Source organism: Paenibacillus sp. 8b26, from assembly GCF_050626875.1.
Classification (GTDB): Bacteria; Bacillota; Bacilli; order Paenibacillales; family Paenibacillaceae; genus Paenibacillus.
In genome coordinates this window covers 2,506,751-2,523,230 of sequence record NZ_CP192445.1, presented here as the reverse complement: position 1 = coordinate 2,523,230, position 16,480 = coordinate 2,506,751, and the positions used below count along the sequence as shown (strand labels likewise).

The window sequence follows — 16,480 nt, the reverse complement described above, 5'->3', positions numbered from 1 at the left end:
ATAGGGAGTCCAATCTGCCTGGCATGGGCAAGGGGCTCTCTTGGCGGGCTTTTTATTCAGGATGACACGTTCATCGTATTCAGAGAGATTTTCCGGTAAAGCCACAGATAGATACCTAATTCGACGGGTGAGGAAACAGCCATAACGATTCCTGCCACCTGTCCGTCCAGCCCCGGAAAAAAGGAGATGCATAAAATGAGCGCGAGAATCGCAAAGGAAACGGAGAACAGCCTGCCGATGAAAATAGGTTTGGTATTGCCGATCAATATCGACCGTCCGATGAAATATTCTACCCATGGATAAAATGCAACATAGATTGAAAGTATGCGAAGCAATCCTCTCGTTTCCACCAGTAGTTCCCCTTCCAGTCCCAACACATTCCGCAAAATAGGGTCACCTGCAAATCCAAAGGACAGCAGCAGCAATAATAACGGCGACAGGGCGGACAGAACGCTCAAAAATATCAGTACCTCCCGACGCCTGCTCGTGTAGAATTGAATGACGATCTGATGCAGGGAACTGCAAAACCAGACGAACAGATTCAGGATTTGCAGAGCCACGGAGAAGGAGGCTACGGCCAATAATGGATCGGTTGTATTGTTCAGCGCAGCCTGTATGGACGGATTCAGAACAACCAGCACCAGCGCCGAATACAGCAAGGGGAGATAAAAAGGAAGCAGATGGCTTGCACGGTGGATGGTTTGCTCGCCGTTGTCGGGCGGCAGCTTTTTTTTCAAAACGCGGCCTTCCAAAAAGGTAACGACCAGTTCAATGAAGATACCTGCAATAAAGATGGCAGCACCAATTCGCCCGTCACTCGTCCAGCCTGCACGAATTAGAAACCAGGCTGCAATCAGCATCGCGACAATACGAATAGACGAGCTGAACGTCATCCAGGCCGTCCGGTGCTTGTTAATAATAAGCCCCTGATAGATGTTGCGGACGGCTACTAATATGTACAGTAAAGTAAGCACCTGAAACACACTCTTGGTGGGTTCGATCAAGGCAGGGGATACGCCGAATACATATTGAAAGACCAGGTTTCCAGCAGGTGTAAGACCAATGCTCCAGCCGATGACCAGTACAGCCGCCGCTACACACGCACATAAAATACCGATGGAACGAACGGATTGGCGGTCATATCCGAATTTCGTGGTCATCTGTCGTACGGCAGTTAACGGGGTTTCCAGCAGCAGGCACAGGCTGACTGCCACCGCATAGCTACTCAATGTGAACGAAGGATGCTCCGAGCGTGCGAGCACAGCATTGACGATGACATGGGTCAGCGCGGCAATCAATGATGAGATGCCAAGCGGAACGTAGAATGAAATGATTTTATTCAAGTCCAATCCTCCAGTAATAAATGATGAGTAAAGGGATTGCCGTTGCATCGAGCTTCCGTAAACAATGGTAATTCTTATTATAGATCAAGAATGGGCTCGTCGGTATAATAGAGAGCATAATATTGGAAATGGAAGTGGAACCAACATGATGATCAGAGAAGCGACGATATCAGATACGGCAGGCATCGCCAAGGTACATGTAGATTGCTGGAGAACCACCTACAAAAATATCATACCCGCCGAGGTTCTGGAACGACTTTCCTATGAGCAAAGAACAGAGCTGTGGAAATCAAATATATCCAGTGAAGACGATCATCAGGTATATGTGGTTGAAAATGAGAAGGGGGAAATCAGCGGATTTGTGAGTGGAGGGCCGGAAAAGTCAGGTGAATATCCCCCGTATGAGGGAGAGGTAACTGCTATTTATGTGTTAAAAGAATACCACAGTCTAGGATGGGGAAAGCAATTATTCATGCGTCTTCTTCAACATTTAAGCAGTATGGACATACACTCTGCCATCGTGTGGGTGTTAGCAGATAATCCGGCTCGCTATTTTTATGAGCAACTGGGAGCCAAGCTTATAGTAGAGCAGCATCTTATAAAAATGGGTGACAAGAACCTGAACATGGTGGCTTACGGGTGGGAACATAAATAGCGGACTGTACAAATGGAAAGGAGTCTTTCTCTACATGTAAAGTGGAGAAAGACTCCTTTGATGTTAGCTGGAGGCGACAGGAATACGGTGAGTAATCTTTTTGTAGCGGATAATGATTACTCGGATAAAATCCGTTTCTGCCCTTCCAAGGCACGAATAGGTGCGATGTTTTGCGTGAATTCTAGCGTTCCCAGATAGCGGTCTTCTGCATCACGGATGGCAAAATAGCGGATATAGACAAATTTGTCCTTGATCGGAATCCAAAAATCTTCAGCATCCTTGCGGCCAGCCTTAAAATCCTCCAGCAGCTTCTCGACGACATGCACGCTTTGTGGCGGATGGCAATTCTGCACGGTACGACCAATGACGGCTTTCGTGCGGGCAAAGATTCGCTCTTTACCATGGGAAAAATAGCGAACAACATCATTTTCATCTATAAAAGTCAGGTCAACGGGTAAATGATTCAACAGCAGTTCCAATTGTTGTACGGATACAATCCCCGTCTCGAATCGCACGAAGCCTTGCGGTGTTCCGGATGTGCCTTCCGTTTGCTCAAGGGCTTCTGCAGGTTCCTCTGCCCGTTCGGGTATCCATTCACGTTCGGGCGCGGTCAGGCAGAACCCGATTTCCTCGCTTTCACGGGCTATTTTCAACCACTCATCCTCTGTCAGCTTACCCAGCGCCATCGGCAGCAGAATATTCTCTTCCTTGAATATCATTTCGTTCACTTCGGTCATGATATGGGCAAGCGCCTTCCCAATCTGTTCACGATCTCCGTTATATTCGGCGAGCAGACTCTTCGCCTCCTTGATCGCGGCACGAATACTGTCGTCCACACCCCACATGACCTTGGTTGGACCAAAAATCCCATAGCGTTCTAGATAAGGAAAGACCAGATTTTCTTTGCGGCTATAGTGCTTATCGAGATCGAGCAGCAGACTTAAATCTTCCAGTAGCTTGTAGATGATTTTGGGACTGTCATCCCTTTGAAATTGGTCCGCGTGCAATGACAATTGAAAGTTGACTAGTCGTTCGATCTCCCGATTTTCCAGCTTGAAGGTATGAACGGGATGTCCCGGTTGTTCCTCCGGTCCTGAAGGACGATGAATATCCTCAATGGAACCCTTGAATATCGATGTATGCACGGAACAAAGACGCTGCACTTCCGATACGGGAATTCCCTCCTCGGTCATCAACGCATGCTCCATAGCCGAAATTTCCGCCACGCTTACTCCGCCAACAGCCTCTGCGAAACGGGCTTTGACTTCCTCCACGCTTTTCCCGGCATGTAATTCTTTTATAATTTCCTTTAATATTTGCTGGCGTTCTGTGAATTCCTGTGCTGTATGTTCGCGGTTGTTAATTAGCTCGCTCATGATGGTTAGCTCCTTTATTTTTGAATAGTAAAACCATGTTGCAAAAATGTCCGCTGCACGGTTTCCATAGCTACTTTTTTCAATGCAATACCTTTGGACAGTGTCATAAAACGACCTGCGGTTTGTAACATACCAGGCTTGGCGATATCGTGAAAACCCAGTTCTACCATAATGTCCTTCACTTCGGGATAACGGTTAACAAGGTTAAATATTGACTCATCCCAGTGCAGTATCTTATCCATTTGTTCATCCCCTAGATTGAGAACGTTTATCATTTACAGAGTAGCATAGGTCCTGACGAGCTTTTGTGATTGTACGCACAATTTACATTCAGGTGTTGACAGTTGTAATTCATGGTTTATATACTGTATATAAAGATATATACAGTAATAACACTGGTTACTGTAATAATAACTTCGTATGAAGAGAGAACGAGGTCGTCATTATAGGCAGTGCAGAAGGGATCAGGATAAGAAAATGACAATCATCAAGCAGGCATGGAAGATTACCCGGCAGGATTTTCGCAACAATCCATATGTCCTGCTGTGGACGTTACTGTTTATTACGTACCTGGGGTTTACCATGAGTTTTGCTGTAAGTGTGCAATGGGGTGAACGTGGAAACTTGAGTCCAGTAGCCGATTTTATCATGCTGGTGTTGATTCCGTTTCTCGGATTCATTTATAACCGCCGTGCATTTAAATTTCTTCAGGAAGATTCCTATACGCATATGCTAGCCTTTTTCCGCACCTTGCCTATACCGATGAATGCAGTGATTATGAGTCGAATTCAACAGGCGCTTTTGGCGTTTGTTGTGAATAGTGTGATATTTTTTACTCTCTTGTTTACGTTGTCAGCTACGTTTCGGGTATATGCCAGTACAGGTTTCTTTGTATCGTTTGCACTTACCTGGATAGGCTACGGAATGCTGATTCAAGCCATTTATATTCATTTGGAATTTCTTAAAAAAGGAAAAGCCTACTTTTGGCTATCCATTGTCATCATGCTAATTTGCGGGATGGTTACAATTATAGTTCGAGTATGTGGGACCAATCTGGTATCGATAACGGCATTTTATAGCAAGGAATGGCAGCTGTTGTCTCCGGTGATGTGGGGAGCGCTGTTGGCAGGAGCCCTGGGTATGTGGGTGTCCTATAGGGTGACACAGCGTAGGCTTATGAAACGGGACTTAACTTAGCGGTATGTGTACAAAGATAGATAAAAAAGGGGGAGAAGCAGGTGAATATACCAGTGCAAATTGATGAGAATAGCGCGGAACCGCTGTATGCGCAGATTGAAAAGCAACTTCGTTCACTCATCGTAACCGGACAGATTGCAGCGGGAACGCTGCTTCCCTCCATTCGAGAGTTTGCAGGGACGCTCCGCTGCAGCGTTATCACCGTCCGGCGGGTCTATCAGGATTTGGAGAACGAGGGCTTGCTTCGTACCCGGCAGGGGACGGGGACCTTCGTAGCTCTGGTCGAGGACGATAAGCGCTCAGGTTACCGCCTTAAAGCAGTGACCGAGGCGTTGGAAACGGCGATTGACACAGGCATTGCTGTGCAGATGACAGAACAGGAATTGTTGGAGCTTTTCGCAGAAATGGTGAAGAGAGAGTATGAAGTCCAAGTGAAGGAGTGACAGCTGTGAACAATCATGTGGAAGTTCCTACGCAAATACAGAGGAAGGCACCCATTATTGAGATGAGCCAAGTCTATAAAACCCGGGGTAACCGGAATATTGGGCCGATTAATCTAACTGTTGAACCAGGATATGTGGTCGCTCTGGCTGGACATAACGGATCAGGGAAAAGCACATTGATTCATTTGCTGACTCAGCTTGTTCATCCGGATTCCGGTGAAATTCGTTGGTTCGGTCAAGCGTATCCGGACGGCATGCCGGCAGATACACGACAATGGGTTGGGTATATACCGGAGCAGCCGGTTCGCGAGGAGGATCGATTAACGGCAGAAGCAGCAGCGGCTTTTCGAGCCTTGTGGTATCCCGGCTGGGATGAAACACGTTTTCAGCGTCTAATGGACCGCTTTCAGGTTCCAGCACATACGAAATTATCGCGTATGTCCAAGGGACAGCGCCGAAAATTTGAACTGGCTGCTGCCTTGGCGCCGCACCCACGTGTGTTGCTGCTGGATGAGCCTTCGTCGGGTTTAGACCCTTTTGCCTGGAAAATCATGCTGGAGGAACTGCGGGATTGTATGAAGAACGGCAAAACGACGATCATTATTGCTACCCATATCATGGACGAGATCAAGCGTTTGGCGGATTATATTGTCCTGATGCATGATGGCAGGCTGCTCGGCAAGCTGGAAAAAGACCATTTGCTCGAAAATGGCAAGGAAATGTGGTTTGAAGGTACACCAGAGGAGGCATCGGAGCTTCCGGGAGTTGTAGAGACGGAGAGTGATGGGAATTTACAGCGAATTATAACGCTGGCAGCCGGGGAGACCAGTGCTATATTGGAACAAGCAGGGATTCGTCCCATCCGTGTGCGGCGTCTGGAGCTGGATGATATTTTAGTATATTGGTCTGCAGGACAACTATCAGATGATGCGGAGACATACACGCAGAAAAAGGGAGCGGAGTAATCATGAGCATGCTGCAATTGAAAGAGGTCGTGAAGCAATATGGGAACCACACGGCGGTGAACGGAATTTCGCTGAATGTGAACGGCGGAGAGATTTACGGACTGTTGGGAGGCAATGGAGCAGGCAAAACGACAACGATGCGCATGGTACTCGGTCTGATTTACCCTGATGGCGGAAGCATTCAATATGAGGGCAAGCCATATAGCAAGGAGCTTCAACGGACGATGGGTTATTTGCCTGAGGAACGAGGGTTGTATCCCAAGGTAAAGGTGAGCGAGCAAATTAACTATTTGGGCAGGCTGCGCGGAATGTCGGCCAAGGAGGCGGATAAAAGTCTACGCTACTGGCTGGAGCGCTTTGGAGTGCCGGAATATTACGACAAGCGGATTGAGGAGCTATCCAAGGGGAACCAGCAGAAAATGGGCTTTATTGCTGCCGTTGTGCATCGCCCGACGTTGCTCATTTTGGATGAGGCCTTCAGCGGGCTTGATCCTGTGAACGTTGAATTGCTTAAGGATACGGTGAAGGAGTTGCGGGACGACGGGGCTGCAATTTTATTCTCGACCCACCGTATGGAGCATGTGGAGGAACTGTGTCGCCATATTACGATTTTGCATCGTTCGAATACAGTTGTGCAGGGAAATGTGCAGGAGATTAAAGGTCGCTACCCGCGTGAAAAGGTTCGTCTCATCACGACTGGCGAAGTGAACGGACTGGAACAACTGCCCGGCGTACGCCGTGTAGAGCGAATGGACCGGGGCTGGATGCTGCATATTGAACAGCCGGATGCGGCCAAGTTGATTTTACAAACGGCGTTGGAGCAAACGGATGTAGAGCATTTTGAAATTAAAGAGCCTACGCTGAATGAAATTTTCATACGAGAGGTGGGTGATTCTCATGAATAGACTGGGTACGGTTATCGGTTTTACGTTTCGCCAGAAGGCGAGAACCAAATCTTTTGTCATTACAACGCTGGTGCTGGCATTGCTCATTACCATTGGCATGAATCTGCCATATCTGATTTCTTTGTTTAAAGGAGATGGGGTAGGAGGTTCGGGCACAACGGCAGCCGAGCATCATCGCTTGGGACTAATTGCCGGGAGCCAGACAGAAGTGGCAAATCAGCTGGAGCAATTCACCAAGGAGCAATCCAACCCGGCAGCCATCTGGGTGCGTTATGACAACGTACAAACGCCGGCAATGCAACAAGCCTTGAAAAACGGGGAGCTGCAAGGTTACGTACAGTTTACGGAGCCTGCCACTAAGGGAGACACGTTTCCTAAAATGGAGTACGTCTCTGTAGAAAAAGAGCCATCTCCTGCTGTAATCACATTGTTGCAGACGGGACTTCAGGAAGCTAAGGTCAAAGCCATTATGGGCGGCAATGCATTGACCAGCGATCAAATTCGCGAAATTAGCACACCTGTATTGGTGGATAGCAGGGAAGTAGACAGTCCGTCTGAGTCAGGGGGAGCTGTGGGGACAGAGGAAAAAGAGACCTCTATGATTAACTATGGTTTGGTCTATGTACTGATGATTTTATTCTTCACCTCCTCCATGATGACGGGGAATATGATTGCTGCAGAGGTGACATCGGAAAAAAGCTCGCGTATCATGGAGATTCTCATCACTAGCGTTTCGCCTTTGACCCAGATGTTTGGGAAAATTATAGGCATCTTCCTGGTTGGCCTGCTGCAAATTGCTGTTTTTGCAGCCGTTGTGTGCGCCAACCTCATGCTGCCGCATAATAATGTCATTCTTAGCTCAGCCGGGCTGGATCTGTCGCAACTGAATATCGCGGTGTTGGGTTATGGTCTGGTATTCTACATCCTCGGCTACTTTCTCTACGCAGTATTGTTCGCCGCAGTGGGCTCCATCGTTAGCCGTACCGAGGAGTTGGGACAGGCGATCATGCCGATTACCGTACTGTCACTAGCAGCCTTTTATATCGGTATCTTCAATATCGCTGCACCTGATACGATTTTTGTTAAGGTTGCGGGTTACATTCCGTTCTTTTCTCCGACTGTCATGTTGTTACGAATCGGGCTGGAACGGGCGAGCCTGATGGAAATTTGGCTTTCACTTGCCATTTTGGTTGCTTCCATCCTGTTCTTCGGTTGGTTGGCCGCCAAGATCTACCGTACGGGCGTCTTAATGTATGGCAAACGTCCTTCATTTAAAGAGCTAAGAAAAGCTATGAAGGCTTACAAGATTTGAGATTATTATTTTGTGATTTTTTGTGCGTTGTCATAATTAGTGATAATATTTTCATAATTTATGAGAAAACTTTTTCACAATTAGCGAGAAATGTATTTTTATACAATTGATATGCATGTTTTCGATGGCATTCCACACTTATAAAATATTTTGTTAATCTAATGGAACAGAAGAGTATCATCGGGGTTGGTGCAGCGCACTCCCTAGGTGATGATAGTATCGTGAAGTTGCTGGAGGATAAAGGGTATGTAGTGAAATGAAAGTAGGGTTGTGCAAGGAATCTTATAATTGATTAGGGAGTAGAAAGAGGTCGAGAGGAGTTATCTCGATCTTTTTTTATGGAATTTGAGGAAAACAGGGAGGTTTTACGGTTCGTACGGAAAAATTAGATCTGGACAGATCGTTAAAGTGTTTGATTTAGTTGAACAAATCGTATTTAATGAAATCGGACGTCGCTTCAGGGTGATATGATGAAAATTTATTATAATACAGACGGCACCTTAATCCGTATTGTCGGTCGGAATGCTCGCCAAGTTGAGCATAGAATGCTGCATGAAAATCAAACTTTTCTTAATCATCAACTTCTAAAACCATCCAACCCACCATACCCATTTTATAAGTGAAAGATACTTAACACTTGAATTGTTTGTCAATAATGGGTTGTATCAAGGAAAGGAGGGGGTGGTGTGCTTACTTATTACCAAAGAACGATACTTGCAACCTTAGTTGATTACTCATATCAGGCAGTTGAGTTACTGAAGCAAAAATACGATGTTAACTTAATAATTAAATGGAGAAGACTTATTAAACAAGTCGAGAGACACTTTCAGTTACCTTCATTTATAAAAAACGCCTGGGATCATTCTTACTCCAATCCTCTCTGTGACAAGAGAGAAACTCCTGAAGTGCTAGTGGATGCCCATAGATTTATGATCCTAAGAGAACTTATTGAATTCTCAAAGATATTGGTGAAAACTGTAATTAAATCGGATGATACATACAGTCAAAAGTCCGCCTTATATGGTTTGCTTTACATAACTTTACCCAACCAGTTTGGTTTCTATTACGAAGAGCATATACGATGTAATCCCCTAGTCATTGATGTTCCGGTATATCTAGTACAACAAGGAATGATCGAAATCAATTAGCTGAAAGCGAATTTGTTTGGGTCTATCCTCACAACTTTAATGAGATTACATCCTTTTAATCATCTGGAATTTCCCCTCACGAAGCAGAAGGTTTGTGCTACTTAGGCGGATTAGAATTATTGAGTAAAGTAGTCCAATATTGCCGTCTAGACTTACATGAAAGTGTGTATTTTCAGAAAAATAATAAATTCAAATAGCGAATTCCTCAGGTTAATTACTTAAGTTTTTTCTTGCAGATTAAAGAAAAAGAAGGAAATCCTTGGAACTTGTCGAAAGATTAGTTACTATGGCATATTCCAAATATAAAGGGTGTTTAAAATGAGTACCGAGACAGTTGTATATACCCACTACCATAGCGCTATTCCAAGTTGGTCTGGGTACCAATATCAAGGAAAAGTCGCATTAAATGTTGTACTGGACTACATGATGAGAATTAGTCCTGAGGAGTACGAAAGTCACTCCCTAGAGCTGGAATGGTATGAAGATTTTTGTATTTTGAATGGAGAAACGTATGTATCCATCCATCAAGTTAAATCGTACAAAGCAAAGGGATTGAGTGAATATAAAGAAGCCATTTGGAACTTACTCGGAAAAACATTACATAAGTCGTGTAAATCTTGTTATCTCCATTCTTCAACAGATCTTGATACAGAAGAAGATATAAAGAAAGGTTTACTAAAACTTGATCCTCCACCGATGCCTAAGCCGCCCACAAACCCCTCAAAAGGACCTAAAATAAAAATATATTCACCGCGCCATTATCATGACCAGGTCATAGCAGCAAATGCTTATGAAGAACTTTTCTCAAAGTTCTCAACTTATTCTTACACAAGCTCAAAAAGATATTGTCCATTACCAGAACTCGAAGACGAAATCAAACAAAGAATTAAGAATTATTATAATCATCAAGGTAAGCAAGGTACTGCTGCACAAATCGAGGCAGTGTACCATTATCTTTTAGGTGAAGTGGATAGGCATGTAACTCGAAGACATGTTGATGAACAAAGTGATGACGATAGTGAGATTGAGTTCGTTCCTGACCGCATAAGGTTCACGGAAATATATCAAGTACTTGAAAACAACTGGGAAAAGCCCTCTGAAGAATATGTCATTTTAAGACTAAGAAATACATTCCACAGTATTTGGGACTCAGTTTCAATTGATCTTCATCAAAAAACAATAGATGAAGGAACTTTAGAGAGACAAGATGACATTCGTAAAGTAGAGAAATATGTTTCAACATTAAGTAATTTAAGTAATACTGATTTCTTTACTTTTTGTCAGATTGTCACACCAAATATTTATATTCCAAAAGCAGATGATGGATCGGCTACACTCTTCTAGACAGAAAAATTGTGGTCTAATATAGTAGACTACAGATGCACTCTAGAAGGAGCGAACGGACATGAAAAAAAAGGAAAGACGTACCTTTAGCACTGAATTTAAAGCACAGATGGTTCAACTCTATCAGAGTGGCAAACCACGCAAGGATATCATTCAAGAATATGATTTGAATCCTTCATCGTTAGATAAATGGGTGAAACAGAGTTCCACATCTGGATCCTTTAAAGAGAAAGACAACCGAACTCCAGAGGAATTAGAACTCATCGAACTTCGAAAACAGAACAAGCAACTGCTCATGGAGAATGACATTTTAAAGCAAGCCGCGCTGATCATGGGACGAAAGTAAATGTCATTCGCCAGAATAAACATAAATACTCGGTATCAGCAATGTGCGACGTCCTAAAACTCCCTAGAAGCACGTATTATTATGAAGAAAACAAAGTGGAAGTGACATCGGAGGATGAGCTTACCTCCCTGATTATGGACATTTTTCAAAGCAGCCGCCAAAACTACGGTACGCGTAAGATTAAAAAAGAGCTGTACCAGCAAGGCCTTACGGTATCCAGGCGGAGAATTGGACGAATCATGAAGGAACTCGGGTTGGTTTCCTCGTATACAGTCGCCCAGTACAAGCCCATCCCACGAGATGCAATGAAGCCAAGCAAGCGAATGTATTGGACCGAAAATTTGAACAAGAGCAGGCGTTATCTGTTGTCGTAAGCGATCTGACGTACGTCCCAGTGGGTTCATATTGGAACTACGTATGCTTCTTTGTAGATCTGTTTAACCGCGAGATTATCGGCTACAGTGCAGGCCCCCATAAGGATGCCAAGCTGGTTTACCGTGCTTTGGCTTCAATTAAGGGCAACCTGAATGACATTCAGCTCTTCCACACTGACCGAGGAAATGAATTCAAGAATAAGCTCATTGACGATGCTCTGGAGGCTTTTCAGATTAAACGTTCTTTGAGCATGAAAGGCTGTCCCTATGACAATGCCGTTGCGGAAGCCACTTTTAAAATTTTCAAAACGGAGTTTGTGAAGAAACGTCATTTTGAAAGTCTTGCTGAGCTAACCACAGAATTACATGACTATGTACACTGGTTTAACCATATTCGGATTCACGGTTCTCTGGATTACTTGAGTCCGGCTGAGTTCAAGCAGAGGCACCACAAAAAAATTGTCTAGTTTAGTGCTGACAATCCATCCCAGTGAGTTTCAGACATTGAATGATCTTCAGAAAGTCAATGTCGGAGTCTTTGAACAAGCGTGTTCCGCTCGTGGTACGTTCTACAAAAGGCATGAGTCCTTCCTTGTCGTAGTAACGCAATGTATATACCGTGAGGTCTAATTTTTTGGCAACTTCACTGATTGAATATGTCATGTACAATGAATTCCTTTCTACTAGGAGTCTACTTCAGGTTAACTCTAGGATTGACCCGAGTGAGTTCCACCATGCTATAAATGCATGTCAAAGAGCATCGAAGATAAAAAAAAGATAAACATTTGACCTGGAGTTAACTAGAAGGTTTAGGTTGAATTCTCCATTCGTTCCTGGACACGAGATTGCCGGGATTGTAACGGATGTATGAACCCCTTCTGGGGTGGAAGATGATAACTGGTTAATCAAAAACGAAGAAGTCCATAAAGTGAATGATTGCAGATACATTCAAGGGGATTCCCGCATAGAAACTTTTGTCCTTTAAGCGTGATCTTAGCAGCAGTGCTTTCCCACGTAGATTACTGAAAAGCATCGAAGACATACACTAGAAATTATAGGTTTATTCAACAGAGCTATATAGAGTTTTAAGTGGTTTAATAAAAAAGCAGTTGACTATGAAAAAATTTTAGTCAACTGCTTTTTTATTTTATATAAAATTATCAATCTCTTGTGAAACTCTCCATCATTGCGGCAGGATACCGACTACCGGCTGATCCGTGTGGGAGGATTTCTTTAATTCGTTGAAGATCAGCCTCTGTAAGATTGACGTTAGCAGCAGCAACGTTTTGCTCAACCCGCTTAGCACTTCGTGTACCCGGAATAGGGACGATATCCTCTCCCTGGGCGAGAAGCCAAGCTAGTGCCAATTCGGCTACAGAAATACCTTTGTTAGAAGCCATCTCATTAAGTTGTTCCGTTGCTCGTAGATTATAGATATAGTTTTCACCTTGCCAACGCTCGTCGTGACGACGCATATCGTCTTCGGCGTACTCTTGAGCCGGTTTAACAGCACCTGTTAGGAACCCTCTGCCTAAAGGAGAGTAAGGCACTAAACCTATACCCAGTTCATTCAAAGTCGTGCGTATATCGTTGTCCTCAATCTCACGCTCAAATATGGAGTATTCAGTCTGAAGCATAGAAACCGGGGTAACCGCATGAGCTTTACGAATAGTTTTTGAACCCGTGTTACTCAAACCGAAATATTTAACTTTGCCTTCTTGAATAAGCTCTCCAACGACTCCAGCTACTTCCTCAATAGGAACATCGGGATCTGGGATATGCTGATAGAAAACATCAATGTAATCCGTTTGCAGATAGCGAAGGCTGTTTTCTGCTACCTTACGAATATTTTCTGGACGGCTATTAAAACGTGATCCGAGTGGTTCGGCTGTCATGTCAAATCCAAATTTGGTAGCTAGTACTACCTTGTCACGAAAATCCTTTACAGCTTTACCCAGCAACTGTTCATTGTGACCAGTTCCATATCCGTATAATTCTGCTGTATCAAAGAAATTAACTCCAAGCTCATAAGCTCGACGAATAGTTGCTATTGCTTCATCTTCATTTGAAGGACCGTATGCCATTGACATCCCCATAGTACCTAATCCAATAGAAGAGACTTTTAAACCTTGTTGACCAAGACTTCGAGTTTGCATTTTGTTCCTCCTTAAATAATGAAAATTAGATTGTTATCACCTAAATGTTTAAAGCCTAGTTAAAAAGGTATCCAATCTTAGTTCGCTCAATATGAATTTTCATCTCTGTTATTCATAGGAACAAAAACATAATATCATGAGAGGTGAATAAAGTAAACAAAAAGAATGTAAAGTGTCTATTTAGTATAGTTTGTTTAAAATGATGATTATGAGATATAATATAAGGTATTAGGGGGCGCTTAGATGGAACGGCAGAATGAAAAACAACATAATATGAGGATAACTCTTACTAGCAGATTGTTAACGTACGTTAAAAAAAATGGGTTTCAAAGTCTAAAAATGGATGAAATCGCAAAAATCATGGATATAAGTAGGGCCACTTTATATAAATATTTCTCTACCAAAGAAGATATCATAACCTTTATTGTGGGTCTTTCTGTAGAATATATCCACGAAATTATTGAAGATTCTGATGCTGACCAAGTAATTGTTCAGCGATTTCAGCAAACATTTGAACAAACAATCTTATTAAAAGAGTTCTTCACAGACATTTTCCTAAGGGATCTTGAAAGTAGTTATCCTGAGAACTATGAGCGACTAAAAGAATCCATGAAGCAACGAGAATATCAGGAATTAGCTTTTTATGATGAAGGAATAAAAGAGGGTTTTTTCAATAAGATTGATGGTAGGCTTATCGTTATGCAAGATGAGATTCTAAGTAGTGTTTTAGATGTAAAGTACTTGATGGAGAACCATTTGACCGTGTATCAAGTGCTATTTGACTATTACAATCTAAAGAAATTCCAGTTGTTTAAACCTGATAAAATTATAATGATAGACGATAACTTGATGATTCCTAGAATTGAGTATATGGCACAAAAAATCTCAAAAAACTTATATTAAACTTAGCAATTTAGAATAATTTGGGCATCATATGACGGATTTTCCATGATACATTAGAAGCATAGAAAAAGGCGCGAATGAAACGCACGGCGGCACAATGTGGCACATGAGCGGGGCATTCCTCTTTTCGCCTTTTCTTCTATTACATGAATAGGTCGATTAGATCAATAATCATTGATGTAATAATATACCAATAATGAGATGAGTGATATCGATACTCTTTTCATACTTTGATTATAATTGGAATCATGAGAGTACTTAGTGGGTATTAACCCCGTTAGTAAAATAATGAGATTAAAGGAGTTCTCCTCAGAAACAATAAGTTACCTCAAATTAAGTATAATGAGGTAAGAGGGGAATATCCATTATAAGATGGAAAACCCCGATTGTTCTTCATTTCTCTTAAAACAAGTACGTTTAAGACTAACGTAAAACAGACAAATACGAGGGACTCTCAATATAGGAGATCACTCGTATTTGTCTGTTTTAGCGAGCATACTTATTTATAATCATATATGCAGCCTCGTCCGCTATTTGAAAAGCCCGCTCTCGGGAGATATTGAAATCAAGCAGTAACATTTTGGGCCATAGCACCTGCCCGGCAATTATACTCATAAATTCGCTGGCCGTTTTTGCCGCATCCGGCAGGTTTATGTTCCCCAATTGAACTTCTTCCAATAAATATTGCGTCAATTTCTGATGAACAGCACCTTCACCTAATTCATAATGATAAAGACTGAGCTGGGGGAACTGCTTGGCCTCTGCAATGACGACCCGAAATAAAGGAGCCATTCCATCACGAGTCAGCACGCATGCGTAATCTCGTCCGAACTTTATTAATCCTTGCAAGGGAGAACCTAGTACCGGTGGAATGTCCCATTCGGGATCAAGTTCCCAAAAATGTTTGACGATGGTTTCGAAGATCAATTCCTTGGTCGGGAAATGATTGAACAATGTTCCAGTAGAGAGACCAGCAAGTTTTGCAATCTGAGCTAACGTGGTGCGCGCATACCCTTTTTCAAAAAACAGTTCTTCTGCAGCGGCGATAGCACATGCCCTTTTTTCTTCTTTTATACGTTCATGGTAAGTTGATTTTATTCCCATATTTCCACTCCAAAAGTTGGATTTAAGTCCTATCAGAGGGAAAGCACCCTCTCTTGTACTATACAACAATTGACCGCATTCTAAAAGAAAAAGGTGCCTAAGCACCTGCGGAGGGCTTAAGCAGCAATAGGACTAACACATTAAAGAATGGTTTGCGCGCCATCCAGAACTAAATCAACGCCAATGGTGAAGCGTGACTCATCCGAAGCCAGATAGACAACAGCACTGGCAATCTCTTTGGCTGTACCCAAGCGCCCGGCTGGAATGGAATCACGAATGCCGTTCATAACCATCTCACGGATTTCGTCAGAAATACCGAGTTTATCCTTATCGTAAAGCGGCGTATCAATCGGTCCAGGACTTACAGTGTTGAAGCGAATTCCGTGAGACGACAATAAGTCAGAATTCCAGGCTTTGGTCAAAGTGGAAATGGCACCTTTAGTAGCAGCGTAAGCATTAGAAGTTGCATATCCAGCATGAGAGCTGTTTGACCCCATCAGAATGACAGAGGAGGGGTTCGCCATCACGGGAACCAGCGCCTGCATTAAGAAAAATGGAGCTTTTACGTTGATGGCAAATAAGCGGTCAAAGCTATTTTCATCCATTTGCTCGAATGGACGCCAATCGGATACACCTGCATTTAAAAAGGCAATATCCAGCTTACCGAAATGTTGTTCAATGCGTTCAGCCAGTTGACGTTGGGCGTTGAGATCTCGGGAATCTGCCTGAAGCACTAGGACTTGATTTCCTAGTTCCTTTTGCGTTTTTTCTACATTTGCAGGAGTTACTCCGGTGACAATCAATTCAGCGCCTTCAGACAGAAAATGCTTGGCCGTTTCCAAGCCAATTCCGCTGGTGCCGCCTGTGATAAGTGCTCGTTTACCTTTAAGTCTATTCATGTTAAAACCT

Annotated in this window: 15 protein-coding genes and 2 pseudogenes; 10 read left to right on the top strand and 7 right to left on the bottom strand. The window is 43.3% G+C overall.

Going from position 1 to position 16,480, the window contains the following annotated elements; genetic code table 11:
- Window positions 1–56: 56 nt before the first annotated feature.
- The gene (locus ACQ4MX_RS11435) at window positions 57–1,343 is read right to left on the bottom strand and encodes a hypothetical protein (protein ID WP_431090658.1); all 1,287 of its coding nucleotides are present in this window, start codon (window positions 1,341–1,343) and stop codon (window positions 57–59) included.
- 145 nt (window positions 1,344–1,488) lie between these two features.
- Here ACQ4MX_RS11435 and ACQ4MX_RS11430 point away from each other — a divergent pair, with 145 nt between their 5' ends.
- Entirely contained in the window at window positions 1,489–1,998 is a 510-nt protein-coding gene (locus tag ACQ4MX_RS11430) for a GNAT family N-acetyltransferase (protein WP_134911349.1), read from the top strand.
- 116 nt (window positions 1,999–2,114) lie between these two features.
- Here the strand turns inward: ACQ4MX_RS11430 and ACQ4MX_RS11425 are convergent, their stop codons facing one another.
- On the bottom strand, window positions 2,115–3,374 hold the full coding sequence (locus tag ACQ4MX_RS11425; protein ID WP_431090656.1) for a DUF438 domain-containing protein: 1,260 nt from the start codon (window positions 3,372–3,374) through the stop codon (window positions 2,115–2,117).
- A 14-nt stretch (window positions 3,375–3,388) separates the two neighbouring features.
- Window positions 3,389–3,616 (bottom strand): DUF1858 domain-containing protein, encoded by a 228-nt coding sequence (locus ACQ4MX_RS11420; protein ID WP_431090655.1) that lies wholly within the window; start codon window positions 3,614–3,616, stop codon window positions 3,389–3,391.
- A gap of 235 nt (window positions 3,617–3,851) precedes the next feature.
- Here ACQ4MX_RS11420 and ACQ4MX_RS11415 point away from each other — a divergent pair, with 235 nt between their 5' ends.
- The 8 genes and pseudogenes from ACQ4MX_RS11415 to ACQ4MX_RS11380 all read left to right on the top strand — a co-directional run bounded on the left by ACQ4MX_RS11415 (window position 3,852) and on the right by ACQ4MX_RS11380 (window position 11,875).
- On the top strand, window positions 3,852–4,571 hold the full coding sequence (locus ACQ4MX_RS11415) for a hypothetical protein (RefSeq protein WP_431090654.1): 720 nt from the start codon (window positions 3,852–3,854) through the stop codon (window positions 4,569–4,571).
- Between the two features lie 41 nt (window positions 4,572–4,612).
- The gene (locus ACQ4MX_RS11410; RefSeq protein WP_431090653.1) at window positions 4,613–5,014 is read left to right on the top strand and encodes a GntR family transcriptional regulator; all 402 of its coding nucleotides are present in this window, start codon (window positions 4,613–4,615) and stop codon (window positions 5,012–5,014) included.
- 5 nt (window positions 5,015–5,019) lie between these two features.
- Window positions 5,020–5,979 carry an ABC transporter ATP-binding protein gene (locus ACQ4MX_RS11405; protein ID WP_431090651.1) on the top strand — a complete coding sequence of 320 codons (960 nt, stop codon included), beginning with the start codon at window positions 5,020–5,022 and terminating at the stop codon, window positions 5,977–5,979.
- A gap of 2 nt (window positions 5,980–5,981) precedes the next feature.
- A complete protein-coding gene (locus ACQ4MX_RS11400; RefSeq protein WP_431090650.1) occupies window positions 5,982–6,884 on the top strand; it encodes an ABC transporter ATP-binding protein in 903 nt (300 codons plus the stop codon).
- On the top strand, window positions 6,877–8,196 hold the full coding sequence (locus ACQ4MX_RS11395) for an ABC transporter permease (RefSeq protein ID WP_431090649.1): 1,320 nt from the start codon (window positions 6,877–6,879) through the stop codon (window positions 8,194–8,196). Before ACQ4MX_RS11400 ends, ACQ4MX_RS11395 begins: the two co-directional genes overlap by 8 nt.
- Window positions 8,197–8,882: 686 nt before the next feature.
- Complete coding sequence (locus ACQ4MX_RS11390; protein WP_431090648.1) at window positions 8,883–9,344, top strand: hypothetical protein; 462 nt, start codon at window positions 8,883–8,885, stop codon at window positions 9,342–9,344.
- Between the two features lie 318 nt (window positions 9,345–9,662).
- Complete coding sequence (locus ACQ4MX_RS11385; RefSeq protein WP_431090647.1) at window positions 9,663–10,688, top strand: ABC-three component system protein; 1,026 nt, start codon at window positions 9,663–9,665, stop codon at window positions 10,686–10,688.
- A 61-nt stretch (window positions 10,689–10,749) separates the two neighbouring features.
- Window positions 10,750–11,875: pseudogene (locus ACQ4MX_RS11380) on the top strand (IS3 family transposase).
- A 16-nt stretch (window positions 11,876–11,891) separates the two neighbouring features.
- On the opposite strand, the pseudogene ACQ4MX_RS11375 reads toward ACQ4MX_RS11380, so the two are convergent.
- Both ACQ4MX_RS11375 and ACQ4MX_RS11370 read right to left on the bottom strand, forming a co-directional pair.
- Window positions 11,892–12,071 (bottom strand): annotated as a pseudogene (locus ACQ4MX_RS11375) (MerR family DNA-binding transcriptional regulator); the annotation flags it as partial.
- 497 nt (window positions 12,072–12,568) lie between these two features.
- Window positions 12,569–13,564: an aldo/keto reductase gene (locus tag ACQ4MX_RS11370; RefSeq protein WP_431090646.1), complete on the bottom strand. Its 996-nt coding sequence runs from the start codon at window positions 13,562–13,564 to the stop codon at window positions 12,569–12,571.
- 243 nt (window positions 13,565–13,807) lie between these two features.
- Between ACQ4MX_RS11370 and ACQ4MX_RS11365 the strand changes: the two genes are divergently transcribed.
- A complete protein-coding gene (locus ACQ4MX_RS11365; protein WP_431090645.1) occupies window positions 13,808–14,467 on the top strand; it encodes a TetR/AcrR family transcriptional regulator in 660 nt (219 codons plus the stop codon).
- A 486-nt stretch (window positions 14,468–14,953) separates the two neighbouring features.
- On the opposite strand, the gene ACQ4MX_RS11360 is transcribed toward ACQ4MX_RS11365, so the two are convergent.
- Window positions 14,954–15,571, bottom strand: a complete 618-nt coding sequence (locus ACQ4MX_RS11360) for a TetR/AcrR family transcriptional regulator (protein WP_431090644.1) — start codon at window positions 15,569–15,571, stop codon at window positions 14,954–14,956.
- 140 nt (window positions 15,572–15,711) lie between these two features.
- Window positions 15,712–16,470, bottom strand: a complete 759-nt coding sequence (locus ACQ4MX_RS11355; RefSeq protein ID WP_431090643.1) for an SDR family oxidoreductase — start codon at window positions 16,468–16,470, stop codon at window positions 15,712–15,714.
- Window positions 16,471–16,480: the final 10 nt, after the last annotated feature.